Annotated in this window: 18 protein-coding genes; 11 read left to right on the forward strand and 7 right to left on the reverse strand. The window is 56.8% G+C overall.

Annotated elements, in window-relative coordinates; translation table 11 throughout:
* Positions 1-38: 38 nt before the first annotated feature.
* Positions 39-1,268, forward strand: coding sequence for a DUF5610 domain-containing protein (locus tag ACQCLF_RS11025; RefSeq protein WP_426987206.1), 1,230 nt, complete (start codon positions 39-41; stop codon positions 1,266-1,268).
* Positions 1,269-1,319: 51 nt separating this feature from the next.
* Entirely contained in the window at positions 1,320-1,559 is a 240-nt protein-coding gene (locus ACQCLF_RS11030) for a glutaredoxin family protein (RefSeq protein ID WP_426987208.1), read from the forward strand.
* A gap of 22 nt (positions 1,560-1,581) precedes the next feature.
* Here the strand turns inward: ACQCLF_RS11030 and ACQCLF_RS11035 are convergent, their stop codons facing one another.
* On the reverse strand, positions 1,582-2,844 hold the full coding sequence (locus ACQCLF_RS11035) for an EAL and HDOD domain-containing protein (protein ID WP_426987210.1): 1,263 nt from the start codon (positions 2,842-2,844) through the stop codon (positions 1,582-1,584).
* 202 nt (positions 2,845-3,046) lie between these two features.
* Between ACQCLF_RS11035 and ACQCLF_RS11040 the strand changes: the two genes are divergently transcribed.
* Entirely contained in the window at positions 3,047-3,985 is a 939-nt protein-coding gene (locus tag ACQCLF_RS11040; RefSeq protein ID WP_426987212.1) for a chemotaxis protein, read from the forward strand.
* A 43-nt stretch (positions 3,986-4,028) separates the two neighbouring features.
* Here the strand turns inward: ACQCLF_RS11040 and ACQCLF_RS11045 are convergent, their stop codons facing one another.
* Positions 4,029-5,963, reverse strand: a complete 1,935-nt coding sequence (locus ACQCLF_RS11045) for a transglycosylase SLT domain-containing protein (RefSeq protein ID WP_426987214.1) — start codon at positions 5,961-5,963, stop codon at positions 4,029-4,031.
* A 314-nt stretch (positions 5,964-6,277) separates the two neighbouring features.
* Between ACQCLF_RS11045 and ACQCLF_RS11050 the strand changes: the two genes are divergently transcribed.
* Entirely contained in the window at positions 6,278-8,185 is a 1,908-nt protein-coding gene (locus tag ACQCLF_RS11050) for an ATP-binding cassette domain-containing protein (protein WP_426987216.1), read from the forward strand.
* 29 nt (positions 8,186-8,214) lie between these two features.
* Here ACQCLF_RS11050 and ACQCLF_RS11055 read toward each other — a convergent pair whose 3' ends face one another.
* Complete coding sequence (locus ACQCLF_RS11055; protein ID WP_426987218.1) at positions 8,215-8,667, reverse strand: universal stress protein; 453 nt, start codon at positions 8,665-8,667, stop codon at positions 8,215-8,217.
* A 157-nt stretch (positions 8,668-8,824) separates the two neighbouring features.
* On the opposite strand from ACQCLF_RS11055, the gene ACQCLF_RS11060 reads away from it, so the two are divergent.
* A complete protein-coding gene (locus ACQCLF_RS11060; RefSeq protein WP_426987220.1) occupies positions 8,825-9,337 on the forward strand; it encodes a hypothetical protein in 513 nt (170 codons plus the stop codon).
* On the opposite strand, the gene ACQCLF_RS11065 is transcribed toward ACQCLF_RS11060, so the two are convergent.
* Positions 9,291-10,004: a hypothetical protein gene (locus tag ACQCLF_RS11065; protein WP_426987221.1), complete on the reverse strand. Its 714-nt coding sequence runs from the start codon at positions 10,002-10,004 to the stop codon at positions 9,291-9,293. The two genes, ACQCLF_RS11060 and ACQCLF_RS11065, sit on opposite strands and share 47 nt — an antisense overlap.
* 366 nt (positions 10,005-10,370) lie before the next feature.
* Here ACQCLF_RS11065 and topA point away from each other — a divergent pair, with 366 nt between their 5' ends.
* The 3 genes from topA (at position 10,371) to ACQCLF_RS11080 (ending at position 13,872) form a co-directional block, all read left to right on the forward strand.
* The gene (gene topA, locus ACQCLF_RS11070; protein ID WP_426987223.1) at positions 10,371-12,992 is read left to right on the forward strand and encodes a type I DNA topoisomerase; all 2,622 of its coding nucleotides are present in this window, start codon (positions 10,371-10,373) and stop codon (positions 12,990-12,992) included.
* The gene (locus tag ACQCLF_RS11075) at positions 12,974-13,501 is read left to right on the forward strand and encodes a DUF6586 family protein (RefSeq protein ID WP_426987225.1); all 528 of its coding nucleotides are present in this window, start codon (positions 12,974-12,976) and stop codon (positions 13,499-13,501) included. Before topA ends, ACQCLF_RS11075 begins: the two co-directional genes overlap by 19 nt.
* A 107-nt stretch (positions 13,502-13,608) precedes the next feature.
* On the forward strand, positions 13,609-13,872 hold the full coding sequence (locus ACQCLF_RS11080; RefSeq protein ID WP_426987227.1) for a hypothetical protein: 264 nt from the start codon (positions 13,609-13,611) through the stop codon (positions 13,870-13,872).
* Positions 13,873-13,932: 60 nt separating this feature from the next.
* On the opposite strand, the gene ACQCLF_RS11085 is transcribed toward ACQCLF_RS11080, so the two are convergent.
* From ACQCLF_RS11085 to ACQCLF_RS11095, 3 genes are all read right to left on the reverse strand, one after another.
* Positions 13,933-14,337 (reverse strand): cell division inhibitor SulA, encoded by a 405-nt coding sequence (locus ACQCLF_RS11085; protein WP_426987229.1) that lies wholly within the window; start codon positions 14,335-14,337, stop codon positions 13,933-13,935.
* Positions 14,330-14,950, reverse strand: a complete 621-nt coding sequence (gene lexA / locus ACQCLF_RS11090; protein ID WP_426987231.1) for a transcriptional repressor LexA — start codon at positions 14,948-14,950, stop codon at positions 14,330-14,332. Before lexA ends, ACQCLF_RS11085 begins: the two co-directional genes overlap by 8 nt.
* A gap of 237 nt (positions 14,951-15,187) precedes the next feature.
* Positions 15,188-15,502: a DUF6763 family protein gene (locus ACQCLF_RS11095; protein WP_426987232.1), complete on the reverse strand. Its 315-nt coding sequence runs from the start codon at positions 15,500-15,502 to the stop codon at positions 15,188-15,190.
* Between the two features lie 324 nt (positions 15,503-15,826).
* On the opposite strand from ACQCLF_RS11095, the gene ACQCLF_RS11100 reads away from it, so the two are divergent.
* The 3 genes from ACQCLF_RS11100 to ACQCLF_RS11110 all read left to right on the forward strand — a co-directional run bounded on the left by ACQCLF_RS11100 (position 15,827) and on the right by ACQCLF_RS11110 (position 18,018).
* A complete protein-coding gene (locus ACQCLF_RS11100) occupies positions 15,827-17,077 on the forward strand; it encodes a mechanosensitive ion channel family protein (protein ID WP_426987627.1) in 1,251 nt (416 codons plus the stop codon).
* Positions 17,064-17,609: a hypoxanthine-guanine phosphoribosyltransferase gene (locus tag ACQCLF_RS11105; protein WP_426987233.1), complete on the forward strand. Its 546-nt coding sequence runs from the start codon at positions 17,064-17,066 to the stop codon at positions 17,607-17,609. Before ACQCLF_RS11100 ends, ACQCLF_RS11105 begins: the two co-directional genes overlap by 14 nt.
* A gap of 193 nt (positions 17,610-17,802) precedes the next feature.
* Positions 17,803-18,018: a cold-shock protein gene (locus ACQCLF_RS11110; RefSeq protein WP_426987234.1), complete on the forward strand. Its 216-nt coding sequence runs from the start codon at positions 17,803-17,805 to the stop codon at positions 18,016-18,018.
* The last annotated feature ends 30 nt before the right edge of the window (positions 18,019-18,048 follow it).

Here is an 18,048-nt window from a genome sequence, read left to right on the forward strand (position 1 = left end):
CCGTGTGAATTCTTTATTTCTGATCGCCGGAGGCCGCTATGCCCATTACGACCATTCATAGCTCTGGACAGATACCCGGTCAGCAGACGGGTAATCGCGCCGACTCGCAGTCCGAGGCGCGTTCTTCTGGCCGTGTCCAGCAGGGCGTCGGCACAGCCCCTCAGGCGGGCGAATCAAGCGTCGCTGAGCGCCGCCAAAAGGCCCTCCAAACCGTTGAAGACACGCTGGCTATGGGGTACCGCAAGCTGGCCGAACAGCGCCCGGGTGCGGGGGCCTTTGCTCAGGCCGAGCCATTGACGTCTGAAAAGGTGGCGGGAACCATTCTCGGCTTTATCGAGCGTCGCTTACAGATGGACGCCGCTGAGGGCGCTACCGCTGAGCAGCTTGAAGCGCGTCTGGAGGAGGGGCTGCGGGGATTTCGCAAGGGCTTCGCCGAGGCCCAGAAACAACTTGAGGCGCTGGCGGCGTTTACTCCAGAGATTCGTGCCGACATCGCCGAGACCCGGGATCTCGTGTTGTCAGGCGTTGAGGATCTGCGTCAACAGATAATCGACGGGCAGCTGAGTGCCCCGGTTGATGAGCGCGGTAAACCGACCGGGGAGGCCGCGCCACTGGTGTATGTCTACGAGCAGGCTCGAGCCAGTCGTTTCGATTTTGAGCTGACCACCGCCGAGGGCGACGTGGTGCGTATTGAAGCCAATCGCAGTTCGGCAGCCTCGGTCAGTGGTACAGGACGGAGTGAATCGCTCTCTGCCGCTGTCAGTGAGTCTCTGCGTTGGAGCGTGTCTGGCGATCTCAATAAAGATGAACGTGCGGCGATTGAGTCGTTGTTGGGCGACGTCGACAAGCTTGCACAGCAGTTTTTCTCCGGTAACCTTGAGGGAGCCATGGCATCGGCTCGGGCACTGGGGTACGACGATGAGCAGGTCGCCGGGTTCTCGCTGAACCTGAGCCGTTCGGAAATCCGCCGGGCCACTGAAGTCTATGGCCAGATGGCCCCTGGGAGGGCTCTTGGGAGAGCCCCTGAAAGTACAGCGGGCCCGGATTTGCTGACGCAGCTTGAGCCTCTGGGGCAGTTCCTTAAAGGTATGGAAAATGCGCTCGAGAAGGCCCGGGAGGTCAGTGCCCGGCCCGAAGCGCTGCTGACCCAGCTCGGCGCTCACATGGCGGCTGGTGACGAGGCGGCTTACCCGACTAAAGCAGAAACGCTGCAAGACTTTATGGCGCGTATGCTTGATCAACTGACCACCGGGCCTTCCACTTCATGAAGACTGGTGTATGACATTAAGACGGGTGTATGAGAGGTAGGATTGTCTGATTTGACACTGACACTGTATGGCACCCTGGGGTGCCATTTGTGTGATAACGCCAAAGAACCCGTGTGGGCCGTGTTGTCCGAAATGGGAGGGCGGTTGCGGGAAGTGGACATTGCGGAGTCGGATGCGTTGATGGCGCGTTACGGTACCCGAATTCCAGTCCTCGGCGATGACGACGGAGGGTCAGAGCTGGACTGGCCCTTTAGCGCGGACGATATCCGACGCTGGTTGAATGCGTCGTAACTCCACATAACTCCACCCCGGTTCAACGACTCCAGCCCACCTGTTCCATGGTTTGTGTCACCCAGCCGAGCGCTGCGAGGTAAATTTCCGATAATTGCGACGGGGCAATTCCGAAAGTGTCCAGATAGGCCCAGTCGATAGCGTCCCAACGCCCCCGCTCATAACACTCCACAATCTTCAGCACGCGTCCCTCATCACCCTCGTGGTGCAGTAGCGCGCGCACCAGAGGCGGGCTGAGTGACAGATTGGTCAGCAATTGCTCCAGGGGTATATCCATGAAAGCATCCAGCGTGGACAGCAATCCGACCGTGAAAAACGACTCCCGGCGCTGCCCCTGTTGCATGCTGTGGGCGAGGTCTTCACACATTCGCGCCCGGGTTAACGCGGCCACGCCCAGTTCGCTTGGTTTGTCGCCCAGGTTCGCCATTGCCAGCAGGTTGACCCAGTTGCGGATGATATCGAGCCCGAGCAGGGTAATGGCCTGACGTAAGGAGTCGATGGTGCGGGGCAGGGCGAACGCGGCCGAATTGACCAGACGCAACAGTTTGTAACTCAGCACGGGGTCCTGCGATAACAACTGCTCCACGTGGTCGATAGAGACGTCCGGGTCGTGCAATGCGGCCAGTAATTGCAGGACCGCCTGTTTGCTCTCGCTGATTTTGCGCCCTTTCAATATTTTGGGGCGCTCGAGGAAATACCCCTGGAACAGCTCAAAGCCCAGCGCCAGACAGTGTTCCAGCATGTCGGGGGTTTCGACTTTTTCGGCCAATAAGGTATAGCCACCCGGGCGGAGCCGATCAATATGTGTCGTCAGCTCGATCTCACTGAGTTGCAGAACGTCGAGCTTAACAATATCGGCATAGTCGAGCAGGGGACGGGTATCGTCTGAAAGAATGAAATCGTCCAGGGCAATGGTGTACCCCTCGGCTTTAAGTTGAGCCAGCCCGTTGAGCAGGGAGCTGTCCACTCGCTGTCCTTCCAGTACTTCCACGACCAGTTGCCTTCGGTCAAAGGGTGGAGGGGTGATCAGCAGATTTCGAGTGAAGTTGATATACGCTTTATGTTTGCCGACCACGCTGTCGAGTGAAAGGTCGGTGAAGGCATGAAGGAGTACCTGGGAGCTGGCGGAATCACCGTCGCTGACTTCAATATGGTTCAGGTCGCTGGTACGGCAGAGCAATTCATAGGCGACGACGCTCATTGAGCGGTCAAAGATGGGTTGCCGCGCCAGCAGAGGAAGCAGCTCAGACATGTAGAAGTGACCAGGCTTCTGAACATCGGTCATAGCAGTGTATCCCTCCCCATCGTGCAGCACAATGTAAACCTTTCGCGTTTGATTCCGAGGCCTTGCCACTTTTATGATGAAAATTGTGCCAGTGGTGCTACACTGGTGACATGGATGCAGCTGTGGTTAAGGTGCATGGTTAACGGTGCATGGCGGGCGTTTCCAACGCCTGTTGACGATTGCCATTTAGGGTGGTTTCTCTATGTCACATTTTCTGACCAACGTGGATCAGCGCACCCGGTTGGTGGGCGAGAACCGACTGGAACTATTGCTGTTTCGGCTGGGAGGGTTCCAGTTATTTGCCATTAATGTGTTCAAGGTTCAGGAAGTGATCAAGATGACGCGTTTGCGTCCGGTGCCGCACAGTCATGGCCAGGTGGTCGGTGTCACTCAGTGGCGTGGCCAAACCATCCCGGTGATCGATTTGGCCTCAGCCATTGGCGCGAAACCGATTGACCCCAACGCAGAGCGCAATCTGATCGTGACGGAGTACAACCGGTCGGTGCAGGCCTTTATGACCGGCCCGGTGGAGCGCATTGTCAATCTTAACTGGGAGTCGGTGCTGCCTCCGCCGAAAGGCGCCGGTCGTAGACACTTTCTGACCGCCATCACTCGTGTGGATGACCGCCTGGTGGAGATTCTGGATGTGGAGCGCGTACTGGCGGAAACCATGCCTCTCAATATCGCGGTTTCTGAGGCGACCGTTGAAACCGCCCTGGTGGAACAGGCTCGTGAGCGTGGCCTGAAGGTATTATTGGCTGAGGACTCGGCGACGGCGGTCGGCCAAGTCAGGGAAACCCTGTCGGAGCTCGGGCTGGGTTTGATCGCCGTCCAGGATGGCCTCAAAGCGTTGCAGTTGCTGGAACGCTGGGTAGCCGAGGGCAAGCCGGTGAGTGAACAGGTTCTGATGATGATCACCGATGCAGAAATGCCCGAGATGGACGGTTACCGGTTGACGACGGAAATTCGTAACCACCCCAGTCTCCGTGATATGTACGTGGTAATGCATACCTCATTGAGTGGCAACTTCAATCGCGCCCTGGTTGACAAGGTTGGTTGCGATGCCTTTCTGTCCAAATTCTCACCCGATGAACTGGCTGGTGTGGTCCAGCGGCGTCTGCGGCAGTTTCTGACAGGTTAGGCGTTCTTCCTACGGTTACGCCTTCACTGCCACTCCTGCACTGTCACAAAGGACGTCTGGCTTCCTCCGGGGTAATAAAGCGGTTTTTCTCGCCCATCCGGTATCCGTAAATTACCGAGTATGAGAGCACATTCTGCACATAACCCCGGGTTTCGCTGAAGGGGATCGTCTCTATCCACACATCGTAGGGGATGCGCTCTCCCGTGTCTTTCAGCCATTGTTTCACCCGGTAGGGGCCGGCGTTATAGGCGGCCGCGGCCAGGATACGATTGCCATCAAATTCATCCAGCAGTTCGTTCAGGTAGCGACTGCCGAGGGCGATATTTTTTTCCGGGCTGAGTAAGTCGGCCTGCCGATAGGACACACCCGCGCGCTGGGCAGTCTGTCGGGCGGTGGCCGGCATCAATTGCATAAGCCCCATGGCACCGGCTGGCGAACGAGCGTGTGGCATAAAGGCGCTTTCCTGGCGGGCAATGGCAAACAGCAGGTGAGGGTGGACTGAGGTCTCCTGGGCGGCCGATTGCACGTACTCCGCGTAGGCCAGAGGGAACCGAACCTGAAGGTCGTCCCAGAAGCGTGCATTGATCATGGCCTGAATGCCTTTACGGTGCCAGCCCCATTGTTGAGCGAGCTTGCCGGCGGCGAGTATCTGCTCATGTGGGAGGGTGGGAACGGTGAAAAACCACTCGCGGCTGGCGTTGTTAACATCGTCAATCAGCAGCAACTCGCGGGCGCGTTGCAAGGCGGGGTGTTGCTCCACGGCAGCCAGTGTCGTTTCGGACACCGGTGCGGGCTGGTCCAGCAGACGATAATCAATGCCCAGCTTATCGGCGGACAGAAAACCGTAGAAACTGCGGGTAGCGGCTACCGCGGTATAAAGATCCCGTGGTTCCGGGCCGGTATTGTCGAGATCCAGTTCCTCGATCATTCGCGCCCGCCAGTAGCGCCAGCGCTCCGTGTCGCGTGCGTCGGCCGGGAGTTGATTCAGCCAGGTATAGGCCCGTTCCCAGTCCAGGTGGCGCAGCGCGTCCCGGATAAGGGATTCAATCAAATCGCTGCTGTTCAGCGCAGGGACAGTCGCCAGCAGATTATCGGCCAGCTCCCGGTGGTCCTGATAAATCAATCGTCGGGCAATGGTTTCCTGGGTGGCGAGGCGCGCATGGTTGGAAAACAGCTGCTGGGCGTCGTAGCCGCGCCAAAGGCTGAGGGCCTGGGGCGCATCGGTTCGGGCCAGTCGTTGCAGGCCATGCGTAATAATGGTTTGCATGGCCTCGGACTGTTCGGCGAAGCGCCGTGTCTGCGTCAGAGTTTCCGGGTGGCGGTCTACCTCCCGCAACAGCTTTGCCCTTTTTTGCCAGGGTTCCGGCATTTGCCGGGCGATGTAGTCGGCAAGGTGGTAGTGCCGCGCGCGCAGTGCTTTGGTGTAGCGCTCCCAGGCAATGTCAGACGTCAACCGTCCTGCGGCCATCCAGGCGTCGAAAACGTCGTCACAGGCGTTCGGCTGAGAGGTGGGAACATTCCAGAGCGATGCCACTTCGTCCAGCACGCTGTCGTCACCGTTTTGCAAACGGGCCTTCAGGGCATAACAGTGCAGTTCGGTTCGCCGAACGCTCTCATCGTAGAATTGAAGGTAGTCGTCCCAGCGTTCTTGTCGAGCCAGTCGATCCAGCCACTGGCGGCGTAGTTGTCGGGCGAGATAAGAGCCCTGTTCACGCTGAAGAAAAGCGGCGATTTCATCGGAGGCGGTTTTTTTGGCCAGATTTCGCGTCAGTTCGCGGTAATCGAGATAGGGCGTCAGGGGGTAGTCGTCCAGAGTGGCGCGCAACTCGCGGTAACGGCTCATTTGACGGCGAGAGAGTGCGTCTCTGGCATCGAGAAAGCGTTGTCGCTGGGCCTCACGTTGAACCGCCTCGGGAGTCACACTGTCCGGGGTAACGGTGTCGAGGGTCGCTTTATCCGATGGGTTCGACAACGCCATCGGAGCACCTAACACACAAGTGGCGGTAAAACCAAGGCAAAGCGCCAGCCGGGAAAATGACCACCGGGGCTGTCGATGTTCTACACAATGCCTCATAACTGCCGCTACCTCACTGTTCGTTCGGGGTCGGGACCGGATTATTCTTCTTCACCACGCGGTAAGGCGGTATGATGCGGCTCCGCCGAAGCGTGTCGGGGCCTGTCAGCAAGCCCTGTATTCAGCATATCAAGCCCGCCAGTGCGACGCTACCAGCGTGTTGTGATAAAAACCGGTTTTTTATTCCTTGTTAAGGCAGTTTAGCAAAAAGTGATCTCATGTCATTGATTCGACTCGAAAATGCGCATCTCAGCTATGGTTTACAGGTTTTGCTCGATGGAGTGGACCTCTCTATCGAACGGGGGCAACGCCTGTGCCTGATTGGCCGTAATGGCGCCGGCAAATCCAGTTTGATGAAAATTCTCGCCGGGGAAGTGGAACTGGACGGTGGTGCCATTACCGTATCGCCACAGACCCGTGTGGCCCGGTTGGCCCAGGATCTTCCGGACGCTGATGAGCAGAGTGTTTTTGAGGTGGTCGCGGCGGGTCTGGATGGACTGGGAGAGCGGCTTGCTGCCTTTCAGCGGCTGTCGCAGGCCGGGGCGGATGTGGACATGACCGAACTGGCGCGTTTGCAGCAGGAAATCGAAGCGATGGACGGCTGGCAGTTCCAGCAAAAAGTAGAAACCACCTTAACCCGTCTGGGCCTGGAGGGACAGTGGATGATGGGCAGTCTTTCGGGCGGCTGGCGGCGGCGAGTCGCCCTGGCCCAGGCGCTGGTTTGCGAGCCCGATGTGCTGCTGCTGGATGAACCCACCAACCATCTGGATATTGCCGCCATTGAATGGTTGGAGCAGCAGCTTTTGCAATTTAATGGTGCCCTGGTGTTCATTACGCATGACCGATCTTTGTTACGCAAGTTGGCCACGGCAATTGCTGAACTGGACCGGGGGCACTTGCGCACTTGGTCTGGTACGTACGACCGTTACCTTGAGTACCGCGAGCAGGCTCTGGCCGAAGAAGCCCGCCACAACGCCTTGTTCGATAAGAAACTCGCCCAGGAGGAAAGCTGGATTCGCCAGGGCATCAAGGCCCGACGTACCCGCAACGAAGGCCGTGTGCGTGCCTTGAAGGCCATGCGGGAGACGCGCGGCGAGCGTCGAGAGGTCCAGGGAAAGGCCAGCTTCTCGGTCAGCAGCGGGGAACGCTCGGGGAAACTGGTGGCAGAGCTGGAGAAAGTGTCCTACCGCTATCAGAGCAAACCGATCGTGAATGAATTCTCCAGCACGATTATGCGCCGTGACCGTATTGGTCTGATTGGTGCCAACGGCGCCGGGAAAAGCACATTATTGAGGTTGATTCTCGGTGAACTGGAACCTCAGGCTGGCCGGGTTCGGCTGGGTACGCAGTTACAGGTGGCTTACTTTGATCAGCTGCGCGAGCAGTTAAATCTGGATCAGAACGCGGTGGACAATATCGCTGAAGGGCGCGAGTTCATTGAACTCAACGGCAAATCCCGCCACATTATTTCGTACTTGAGTGACTTTCTGTTTACGGGTGAGCGTGCCCGCACACCATTGCGTGCGCTCTCCGGCGGCGAGCGAAACCGTGTCCTGTTGGCCAAGCTGTTCAGCAAACCTGCCAACCTGTTGGTCATGGACGAGCCGACCAATGATCTGGATGTGGAAACGCTGGAACTGCTGGAAGACCTTCTGGCCGAATACGATGGCACGGTATTACTGGTCAGTCACGACCGAGCGTTTCTGGATAACATTGTGACCAGCGTGATTGCTTTTGAGGGGCGTGGGCAGGTCCGGGAATACGTCGGTGGTTACGAAGACTGGGTGCGTCAGGGCGGGCGCTGGACCAGTGAGGAAGCGACGCCAGTCGAGGGGAGTGCGACGACGAAGACGACGGAATCTCCGGGCGTGCAAAAGTCGGCCACAGCGGCTCGTCCCAAGAAACTCAGTTACAAGTTGCAGCGCGAGTTTGATGAGTTGCCAAAGCGCATAGAGGCATTGGAATCGGAATTGGCCGACCTTCAACAGCGAGCCGCCGACCCGGCTTTTTATAAGGAGCCCCAGGACGTGGTGGACGCGCACCTGAAAGCGCTGGCCGAAGTGGAACAAACGCTGGAAACGTGTTTTGAACGCTGGATGGAACTGGAGGAGATGCAGGGCGCCTGAGGGGATAAGGCGCCCGGAGTGAGAGAGGATTAGGTTTCGCTGGAGTCAGGGTGCGACACCCGCACGGCGAGCACGTCGCAACTGGCACCGTGCATCACGCTGTTGGAGGTGGAGCCAAGAAGAAGTGCAAAACCTTTGCGGCCGTGGCTGCCGACGACAATCAAGTCGGCACCTTCCTGGTTGGCCAGATAATGCAGCTCCGTGGCAGGCTGACCCACCAGGACGTGTTCCTGTTGGATGGTAAGGTCGGTTTGCCGGGTCAGACGATGTAATTCCTGCTCCGCTTTCAGCTGTAACTGTTCCTGCACTTCAGAGAGGTCCACCGGCATATCGCCGCCATAGGCGAACGTGAGTGGCTCGATGACGTGGGCAACGCTCAGGGTGGCGTTACAGGCACGGGCCAGCTCAGTGGCTCGCTCGAGCACTTGGGGAGATTCCTCGGACAGGTCCAGACCGGCGATAATGTGATGGTAAGCGGCCATAGGGCTCCCTCGCAAATGATGGTTCTCTAACGATGATTCGCTGATGTGTTTCAATCCTGTAGGCAGCGGCTAACCGCTGCCTGCCCATTCATAATAGCAGCAGTTTCGGTGCCTGTGGAAGCGGCCGGGATTGCGCAGCAGAGCAGAGGTAAAGCGTGTGACGATTGGCGTATGGTTAACGCTCCTGGGGGTTTTGGTGATGGTGCTGGGGCCAGTAATGCTGTTACAGCCCAGCACTAGAGATCGCCGCTTAAACGAACTGCGTGGAGGTGCGCAGGAGCGCGGTGTTAAGGTTACGATGCAGACGCTGCCGTCTCAGGCTACCGATCTCGGCGATCCGGATCTTGTACCCGTTTATCGTCTTCCGGCCGCGAAGGGGGGCGGTCCGAGTCGATCCTGGATGCTCGTTCGTGGGGTTTATCAGCACGAAGCCCACTTTTTGGGCGACTGGGTGTGGCAGGGGCGCGAGCGGGCGAGCGCTGAGGAACAGGATTGCCTGACCGCCCTGTTACCGGGGCTGCCCAAATCCGTTCGAGCAGTGGCCGGCGATGCGGCCGGGTGGTCGATTTACTGGATGGAACTCGGTGGCGACGATGCACTGCAAACCGTGCTGGACGGCCTGGTCAAACTCCGGGATTGTAAGCGTCCTCCGGCATCAGCTCTTCACTGAGGGCGGCGCGTTTGCCCAGAATGACCTCACCGAGCTCGCGAATCATCGCCATACGGCGCGGGTCCGGGTGGTCCGAGCTGATCAGCAGCCCCTGGGCTTTCTTGTAATACGCTTGCGAGGTGGTAATGTCCCCGCGCCGCAGCGCCTTGTGCCCCTCAACGATATAGGTGATTACCTCCACCATCAGGGCCTGCCAGCTTAAAGATTGAAGTAGGTCACTTAACGACAAGGTTTCATCCAGTCGGCCTTCCTGGTGCTGGCGACGAAGCACTTTGGCCGCGTGTTCCATATGGCCCTTCGCCCTGGCCATCTCCGCGTCGCTCTCGCGAAGTCGGCTGGCTCTGGGTTGGTCGGGGTGTTCGCGCAAGCCCTCTTCCCGTTCCCGAACATAGCGCAGGCGGGTTTCCAGGGGTGTTTTGTCTCCCTGCTCCAACGCCAGCATTTGCTCAAGCAGGTGCAAGATTTCTCGGTTGACGCAAAGGGCGACCGACCGGTCACTCATAACGGCCTCCAGACCCACCAGCACCTCTTCGAGCTGGTCGGCACGCCAGCGGTAGCTTCGCTGGTGCAGACGCTGTTGCCGTACCTTTTCCTCGCGCTGATTGATCAGATGGACCGCGAAGAGTGCCGATAACAACACGATGATTAATAACAGCAGTTGCGCCATAGCCTAGAATCTGAATGTGTCGGAAGAGAAAGCCGTTCAGCCCTTGGCGGGCGAGGAGGGAAAGTGTCATTGGCATTTTCTCCTCTCTCTTTGGTGATGTCGGCCAGGCAGCGAAAAGCTTTATGCCTGATTTGTGCCAAACCCTTGCAAATCAAGCAGATAGCCTCCACTGAGATAGCATTGCCTGGGGGGTTAAAAGACGGCTTTGAAGCGGGGAAAACGATCACTGCCCCGCAATGGCGACTTGACCCGCGCCGATTCAGGACTTATATATGCGCACCTCAACCGGCATTTCGCGGCGCTCTGGCCTTTTTGGGGCTACCCGCTGATTCTTGCAACTGATACGGGCTGACAAAGAAGAGTCGCATGGGTAAATCTTTAGTTATTGTGGAATCCCCGGCCAAAGCCAAGACCATCAACAAGTATCTGGGTAACGATTACATCGTGAAATCCAGCGTGGGTCATATTCGCGACTTGCCAACCAGTGGCAACAGTAAGCCCGTGGACCCCAAAGAGCGAGCCCGCCAGGCGGCGAAGACTCGCAAGCTCTCTCCCAAGGAGAAAGAGAAATACAAAGCCAAAAAGCAGAAAGATCAGTTGATCAAGCGCATGGGTATCGATCCTGAGCACGGCTGGCAAGCGCACTACGAGATTCTGCCTGGCAAAGAGAAGGTGGTCGACGAGCTGCGCAAATTGGCGGCCAAGGCCGATACCATTTATCTCGCAACGGACCTTGACCGCGAGGGGGAGGCGATTGCCTGGCACCTCCAGGAGTCCATTGGTGGCAACCCCGACCAGTATCGGCGAGTGGTTTTCAACGAGATCACCAAAAGTGCCATCCAGAACGCCTTCAAGCAGCCGGGTCGCCTCGATCGCGATCGGGTGAACGCCCAGCAGGCCCGCCGCTTCCTGGACCGCGTCGTCGGTTACATGCTGTCCCCGTTGCTGTGGGAGAAAATTGCGCGCGGTTTGTCCGCGGGAAGGGTGCAGTCTGTTGCCGTGCGCCTGGTGGTGGAGCGCGAGCGCGAAATTCGCGCTTTCGTGCCAGAGGAATACTGGACGTTGGGCGCGCAACTCAAGGCCAGCAGTGGCGACGCGGTGCGCTTTGAAGTCAAAAAACAGGGCGAGACCGCGTTCAAGCCTCTGAATGAAAGCCAGACGATGGCCGCGGTGCAAGTATTGGAGTCGGCCCGCTACGAAGTGGTGGACCGTGAAGACAAGCCCACCAAGTCCAAGCCGCCGGCCCCCTTTATTACTTCGACGTTGCAGCAGGCGGCCAGCACACGCCTGGGCTTCGGGGTAAAGAAAACCATGATGATGGCCCAGCGCCTTTATGAAGCGGGCTACATCACCTATATGCGAACTGACTCTACCAATTTGAGTCAGGAAGCCGTGACCAACTGTCGCGAGTATATTGGCGAGCAATATGGCAAGCGCTATTTGCCCGAAAGCCCCGCCGTCTACAGTAGCAAGGCAGGTGCTCAAGAGGCGCACGAGGCGATTCGCCCCTCCAGCGTGAGTGTCAAGCCCAATCAGTTGAGCGGGATGGAGCGGGATGCGGAGCGCCTTTATACCTTGATTTGGCAGCAATTCGTAGCGTGCCAGATGAGCCCGGCCGAATTTACCAGCACGTCTGTGGTAGTAAAAGCCGACGAGTTTGAGTTGCGCACCCGTGGGCGTGTTATTCGTTTTGATGGCTTTATGAAAGTGCTGCCGCCCGTGGCCAAGAAAGACGAAGATGTCGTGCTGCCGGATATCAAGGTAGGACAGGTGCTGCCACTGATTAAACTGGAACCTTCCCAGCACTTCACCAAACCTCCGGCCCGCTTTACAGAAGCCAGTCTGGTGAAGGAGTTGGAGAAGCGCGCCATCGGTCGACCCTCGACCTACGCATCCATTATTTCCACCATTCAGGATCGCGGTTACGTTCGGTTGGAGAATCGTCGTTTCTATGCGGAAAAAATGGGGGATATCGTTACCGAACGCCTTGTGGAAAGCTTTGACGACCTGATGGATTACGGGTTTACCGCGAGCATGGAAGACTCTCTCGACGATGTCGCTCAGGGCGATAAAAACTGGCAGCAGTTGCTCGATGAATTCTACGCAGAGTTCACCCGCAAGCTCGAACGAGCACAACGTGCAGAAGAGGGTATGCGCACCAATGCGCCCACGGATACCGACATCAAGTGCGATCAGTGCGGGCGACCCATGCAGATTCGTACCGGCAGCACGGGTGTATTTTTGGGGTGCTCGGGTTACAGCCTGCCGCCCAAGGAGCGCTGCAAGAACACCATGAACCTTCTTCCGGGGGAAGAGGCTCTGGATGTTGATGCCGACGAAGAGGCCGAATCCCGGCTGTTGCGCACCAAACGTCGCTGTAAACTGTGCAACACTGCCATGGACAGCTATTTGCTGGACAGCAAGCGCAAGCTGCATATTTGCGGTAATAACCCGGACTGCCCCGGCTATGAAGTGGAAGAGGGCAGTTTCAAGATCAAGGGGTACGAAGGTCCAACACTGGAATGTGATAAATGTGGCAGCGAAATGCAGCTCAAAACCGGGCGTTTTGGCAAATATTTCGGGTGTACCAACAGCGAGTGTAAAAATACCCGTAAGCTCTTGAAGAGCGGCGAGCCGGCTCCACCGAAAATGGACCCAGTGCCCATGCCGGAGTTGGCTTGTGAAAAGGTGGATGACACGTACGTACTGCGAGATGGTGCTTCCGGGCTGTTTCTCGCGGCGAGTCAATTCCCCAAAAACCGGGAGACTCGGGCGCCTTTGGTTGCAGAGTTATTGCCGCACAAGTCGGAAATCGACCCCAAGTATAAATTCCTGTTTTCGGCGCCGACAGAGGATTCCGATGGGAATGCGACCGTCATTCGCTACAGCCGCAAAACCAAGGAGCAATATGTGCAGTCTGAAGTGGACGGCAAAGCCACGGGCTGGAAAGCGTTCTACGAAAAAGGCAAATGGGTCCCCAACAAGTGAACCCCAGCCTGGCACGAGTGAACCAAAAACTGGCGTACTGCCGTGCCATATTGCGCCTGACCGCTGGAGAGTCAGCGGTGCCTGCCAACGCCAATCAGCGGCTTGAGCAGCAAGCTTTACTGGATGCCGGGGCATTTCATCTCATGTGCGCCTACCGGCATTATTTGCAGGAACTGGCCGAGCATTACGGCGTCCCCAGCAGTGAGACTATTGTCACCGAGCAGGATTTGCTGAAGCGTTTGCAGAACCTCGACAAGGAACCGGTCGAGGCTCGTGAGCTTGAAAGGCTGCGGCACGAGACGGGCTCCTGGCTGTCCTCGTTACAGGCGGCGTACGACGTCTGCTGGCAACCCGCGCCCAAGCCCTCCATACAGCGGCGTATCCAGGTGGTGGATCTGGACTCTCCTCAAGGTGGTAAACGGCGCGTTACACGAGAATCGCTTGGGTCATGGCTGCAATCCATGGAGTCTCTGATAGACCATCAGCGGGAGATCGGTGCAGAATACTGAGCCCGGCGTTGCGGTGTTCCGGATCGACGCACTGGAAAGTGCTCTGTGTTAAACTGTGCAGGAAAGCCATGATAAATGACCGTATCGGCGGGCATTGAGGAGTCTTTATGTCATCATCCCTGTACGAAATTGTCGAGCTGGCCAATGGCGATGTGGTCTTGCAGCGCGCCGATGACGAAGCGGAGCCGGAACCGCTGGTCAGTATTCGTTTTTCCGCCGATTCACTCTCCTACATGCGTGAGGGCAAACTGGACGTGGCTCGCGCAATGATTGAAGCCGGTATGGAAGCCGCCAGTGAGATTGCGGACGAGGGTGTGGAAGACTTTCTGGGTGAGTTCGGCGTTGGGGACGAAGAGCCCGTGTATCACTGACCAAATCTTATGTGACCATCCTTTGGTATGTGGCCATCTTGTGGTGGCAGACTCCTACTATCAACGGCGTATACGCAACAACAGTGCCTGGCACTGCCCCTGCATCGCTGCCGCTTCCAGCTGTTTCATTTCCCGCTCGTTTAGTGCGCCAGGGCTCGCAATGACGGTGTGGCTGTTTCCCTTGGCCAGTGCTTCCCAAAGAATCCACCGGCTGTCCGCGCTTTCAGGAGCGTGAATTAACCGGATGGCCCTGCTGTCCACACCGTATCGTTCCAGCAATTGCCGGTCAACGGGGCCAGGGCTTATCCAGGTCACCCAGCGGTTGTTTTGAGTGCGGCTCAAATGGGCGATCATTGGCAGCAGCAGTTGGGTTTGTTCGGGGGCATTGTGGGTCAGTACCAGTTCGGTGATGCCACCGCTAGTCGTTGAAGCCTGGCCGGAGTCCTGTATCGCGTAATCAATCACGGCGAATCACTCCTACACTGAGACCTTCAATGGTGAATTCCTGATCACGCAGGTCCACCTCAATGACATTGAACTCGGGATTCTCGGGCCACAGCTCCACCTGGGCTCGGTTGCCAATGCGCTTAAACCGCTTGACGGTCACTTCCTCGCCAATTCGCGCGACGACGATTTGCCCGTTGCGCACTTGTTGTGTGCGGTGTACGGCGAGCAAATCCCCATCCAGAATGCCGGCATCTTTCATGCTCATACCGTGGACGCGCAGTAGATAGTCGGCGTGGGGAGTGAAGAAGTTGTGAGGCAGCTGGCAGTGATCCTCGATATGCTCCTGAGCGAGAATAGGGCTGCCGGCGGCCACCCGGCCTATCAAGGGTAACCCTTGCTGGGGTTCCACCAGGCGTATGCCGCGGGAGGCACCGGGGATGACCTCAATGGCACCTTTGCGCGCCAGCGCTTTGATGTGTTCCTCTGCTGCGTTGGCTGACTTATAGCCCAGGATTCGTGCGATTTCCGCCCGGGTGGGAGGATAGCCCGTCTCCTCTGTGTAGGACCTGATAAGTTGCAGGACCTTTTCTTGTCGCGGGGTCAGGTCTTGTCTCGGGGTCAGGTTGTACATAACGTACTCCGTTGTCATTCTGCCTGGGGGCAGGTCGGGAACTCTTTTGGTGCCATGTTGGTGCCATGATTTTTTATACAGCTATTGTGATTATATACAGTTATCTACTGTATGCAAGAACAGGTTTTAAAACTTCTGAAAACCGGCACTGCCTGGGGCTGGCATGAGAAGACCGGGTGCTGCTTTGCCGTTATTTGGGGGGGCAGTTTTGGTAGGGGCCGGTGAGGGGCGTAGTGATTAGTCCTCATACCCTTGAAAGAGGTCCGGTTCGATGGTCAGCAGGGGGTTGTTCCAGGGTTCTGGCATGATGATGTCGTCTTCGGGGCACCGGTCTTCCTGACTGAGCTCATAGCCGGCGTCGGAATTCTCCGGCGCTGCCGCGATTGCTACCGGCAATTGGGGCCAGGCTTCCAGGTCAAACTCACCGATGGCGCCATCCAGGTATTGAACTTCGACGGTGCCCTGAGCGTCGTCCAGCGCGACCACCTCAAACAGTTGCTGTTGTTCGCGATCAAAGTACCAGGCTCCGACAACCGGAAACTGAACGCTCATGTTTACGCCTCCTGAAAGGGGTTGGCTGAGTTACCTTAGCATGCCTTTGTCGTCGACTCACCTCCCGTTTTCGGGAGGGTTGCCAACCGGCAGCGGTGCTATTCTGTGCCGCATCGCCTAACCCACTAATTTGGCTTGCAGTTTTGGTTTTAGGGTCACCGTCGGTATACTTGCTCAGTCGAAATGCGTCTATGAAGTACGGTTTACATAAAAAAATCGTCTAGTTTCTGGTCCAGATGCAGTGACACCGCGATACAAGCGCAGCGAACTCGACGAATGTCCGCCGTGGTGGCGTAATGAACACAGTGGGAGGCTCACACCTTGTTGGAAATGTACGAAACGGCAAAAACCTGGCTAATGGAGCTGGCTGACCGCGATCAGCTTTGGATTCTGCACGCCTTTGGCGTGGTGTTGGCCACGCTGGTGTTGGCGATGGTGGTGAGTTTTATTATTGGTCGCCTGGAGCGCAAGGCCGAGAAGTCCTCTGCCATTTGGCTGGCACTTTTATTCCGGGCAATGCGCGCGCCAGTCAAGGCCATCATATGGTTGCTGGGCATCAGTTGGGCCAGTTATCTGACTCACCGAGGGGCCGATCTGGAGTTGATGAGCGTCGTGCAGACGGTCCGCGATGTGGGTGTGGTACTGCTGATAACCTGGTTTATGATCCGTTTCATTCGTTATGGTGAACTGGAGTTTTTGCAGCCCCATAAAGGGGATCCAGGTGATCCGACGACTGTAACAGCGATCAGCAAGCTGTTAAAAATCGCCGTTGTGGTGACGGCCGGCCTGGTGCTTTTGCAAACGCTGGGGTACAGCATTTCCGGTGTGTTGGCTTTTGGCGGGGTAGGTGGTATCGCTGTAGGCTTTGCCGCTAAGGATATGTTGGCCAACTTTTTTGGCGGATTGACCATTTATCTTGATCGGCCGTTTGCGGTCGGTGACTGGGTTCGGTCGCCGGATCAGGAAATTGAGGGCACCGTGGAGAATATCGGTTGGCGGCAGACCCGTATTCGCACCTTTGATCGGCGCCCGCTGTATGTGCCTAATGCGACCTTTACACAGATTTCCGTAGAGAACCCATCCCGGATGGAGCACCGTCGAATCAACGAGACCATTGGCATTCGTTACGATGACGTTGAAAAAATGGACGATATTATTGCGGATGTGCGGCAAATGCTGATTGATGATGACCGGATGGAAACCGACAATCAGACTTTAATCGTGAATTTTAACTCCTTTGGGCCGAGCTCTCTCGACTTCTTTATTTATACGTTCACGAAAACGGTTAACTGGGTGGAATTCCACTCTATTAAACAGAGCATCCTGTTAAAAGTCGCGGAAATTATTATTGGCCACGGGGCGGAAATTGCCTTCCCCACTTCGACCGTGCATGTGCCTGAAGGTCTGCGTTTGAACGAGAAATCCGCTACGCGTGACGAGCAAAATGACGACGAGTCGTCTTCCGACAAAACGCGTCGCCCAGAGAAAGTGAGCCGTCAGCAGACGAAAGACTCCCGAAAAGGGGAAATCAGAGATCAGCAATCTGATGAAGGAGAGGGCAGTGACGGCGATTGATGCGTGGTTACCCAGTGGCACTGAGTGTTTATACGATTTATCGGATCTAAACGTAGCGCTGGATCGCCTTGCAAACGACATTAATCAAATTATGCCTTCTGATGATGTCTTGCTGGCCTTGCCGGTAATGAATGGCGGCTTGATCACGGCGGGGCACTTGTTGCCTCGCTTGCAGGGCGCCGTGGAAACGGATTATGTGCATGCTACCCGGTACGGGAAAGCGATGGAGGGCCAGACGCGTTTGCGCTGGCTGCATCGGCCGGAAACCTTGCTCCATGATCGCCACCTGCTGATTATTGACGATATCCTCGATCAGGGGCTGACGTTAAAAGCGTTGGTCGAGGATGCTCTGGCACAAGGGGCTCGCTCCGTTCACACGGTGGCGATGGTACAAAAACGCCTGCCCGAGCCTCCGGCCATTGAGGCGGATTTTGTGGGGCTGACCGTGCCGGATCGTTTTGTGTTCGGTTTTGGAATGGATTGGAAAGGTCTCTGGCGAAACGCGCCGGGAATTTTCGCAGTGCCGGATTAACCGGAAAAACGGCTAAAAGAGTCGCAAAATTACCATCGACCTCTGGACAATTGGGCGTATTTGGCTTAAAACAGTGGCCTCCTGTTTCAACAGGAGTTGTCGCAAGTTTTGCAAGCCCATCTTTGCAAAGTTTTGTGATGTTTGTTTAGTAAGACGTAATTCAGGACTTTGATAAGAATAATGGGGTATCAGTATGTCTGAGCGCGCATCAGGAACCGTCAAATGGTTCAATAATGCCCGGGGGTATGGTTTTATCACCCGAGGTGAAAACAGTGACGACGTGTTCGTTCACTACCGCAATATCCGAGGAGAAGGTTACCGCTCTCTGTCCGAGGGGCAGAGTGTCGAGTTCCAGCTGCTCGAAGGTGAGAAGGGTTTGCAGGCGGACGACGTGGTCGCTTACGCCTGACTTCGCTTTTCAGCGGTCACCCGCCGCTGG

The sequence above is a fragment of the Marinimicrobium sp. ARAG 43.8 genome, assembly GCF_050113635.1.
GTDB lineage: Bacteria > Pseudomonadota > Gammaproteobacteria > Pseudomonadales > Cellvibrionaceae > Marinimicrobium.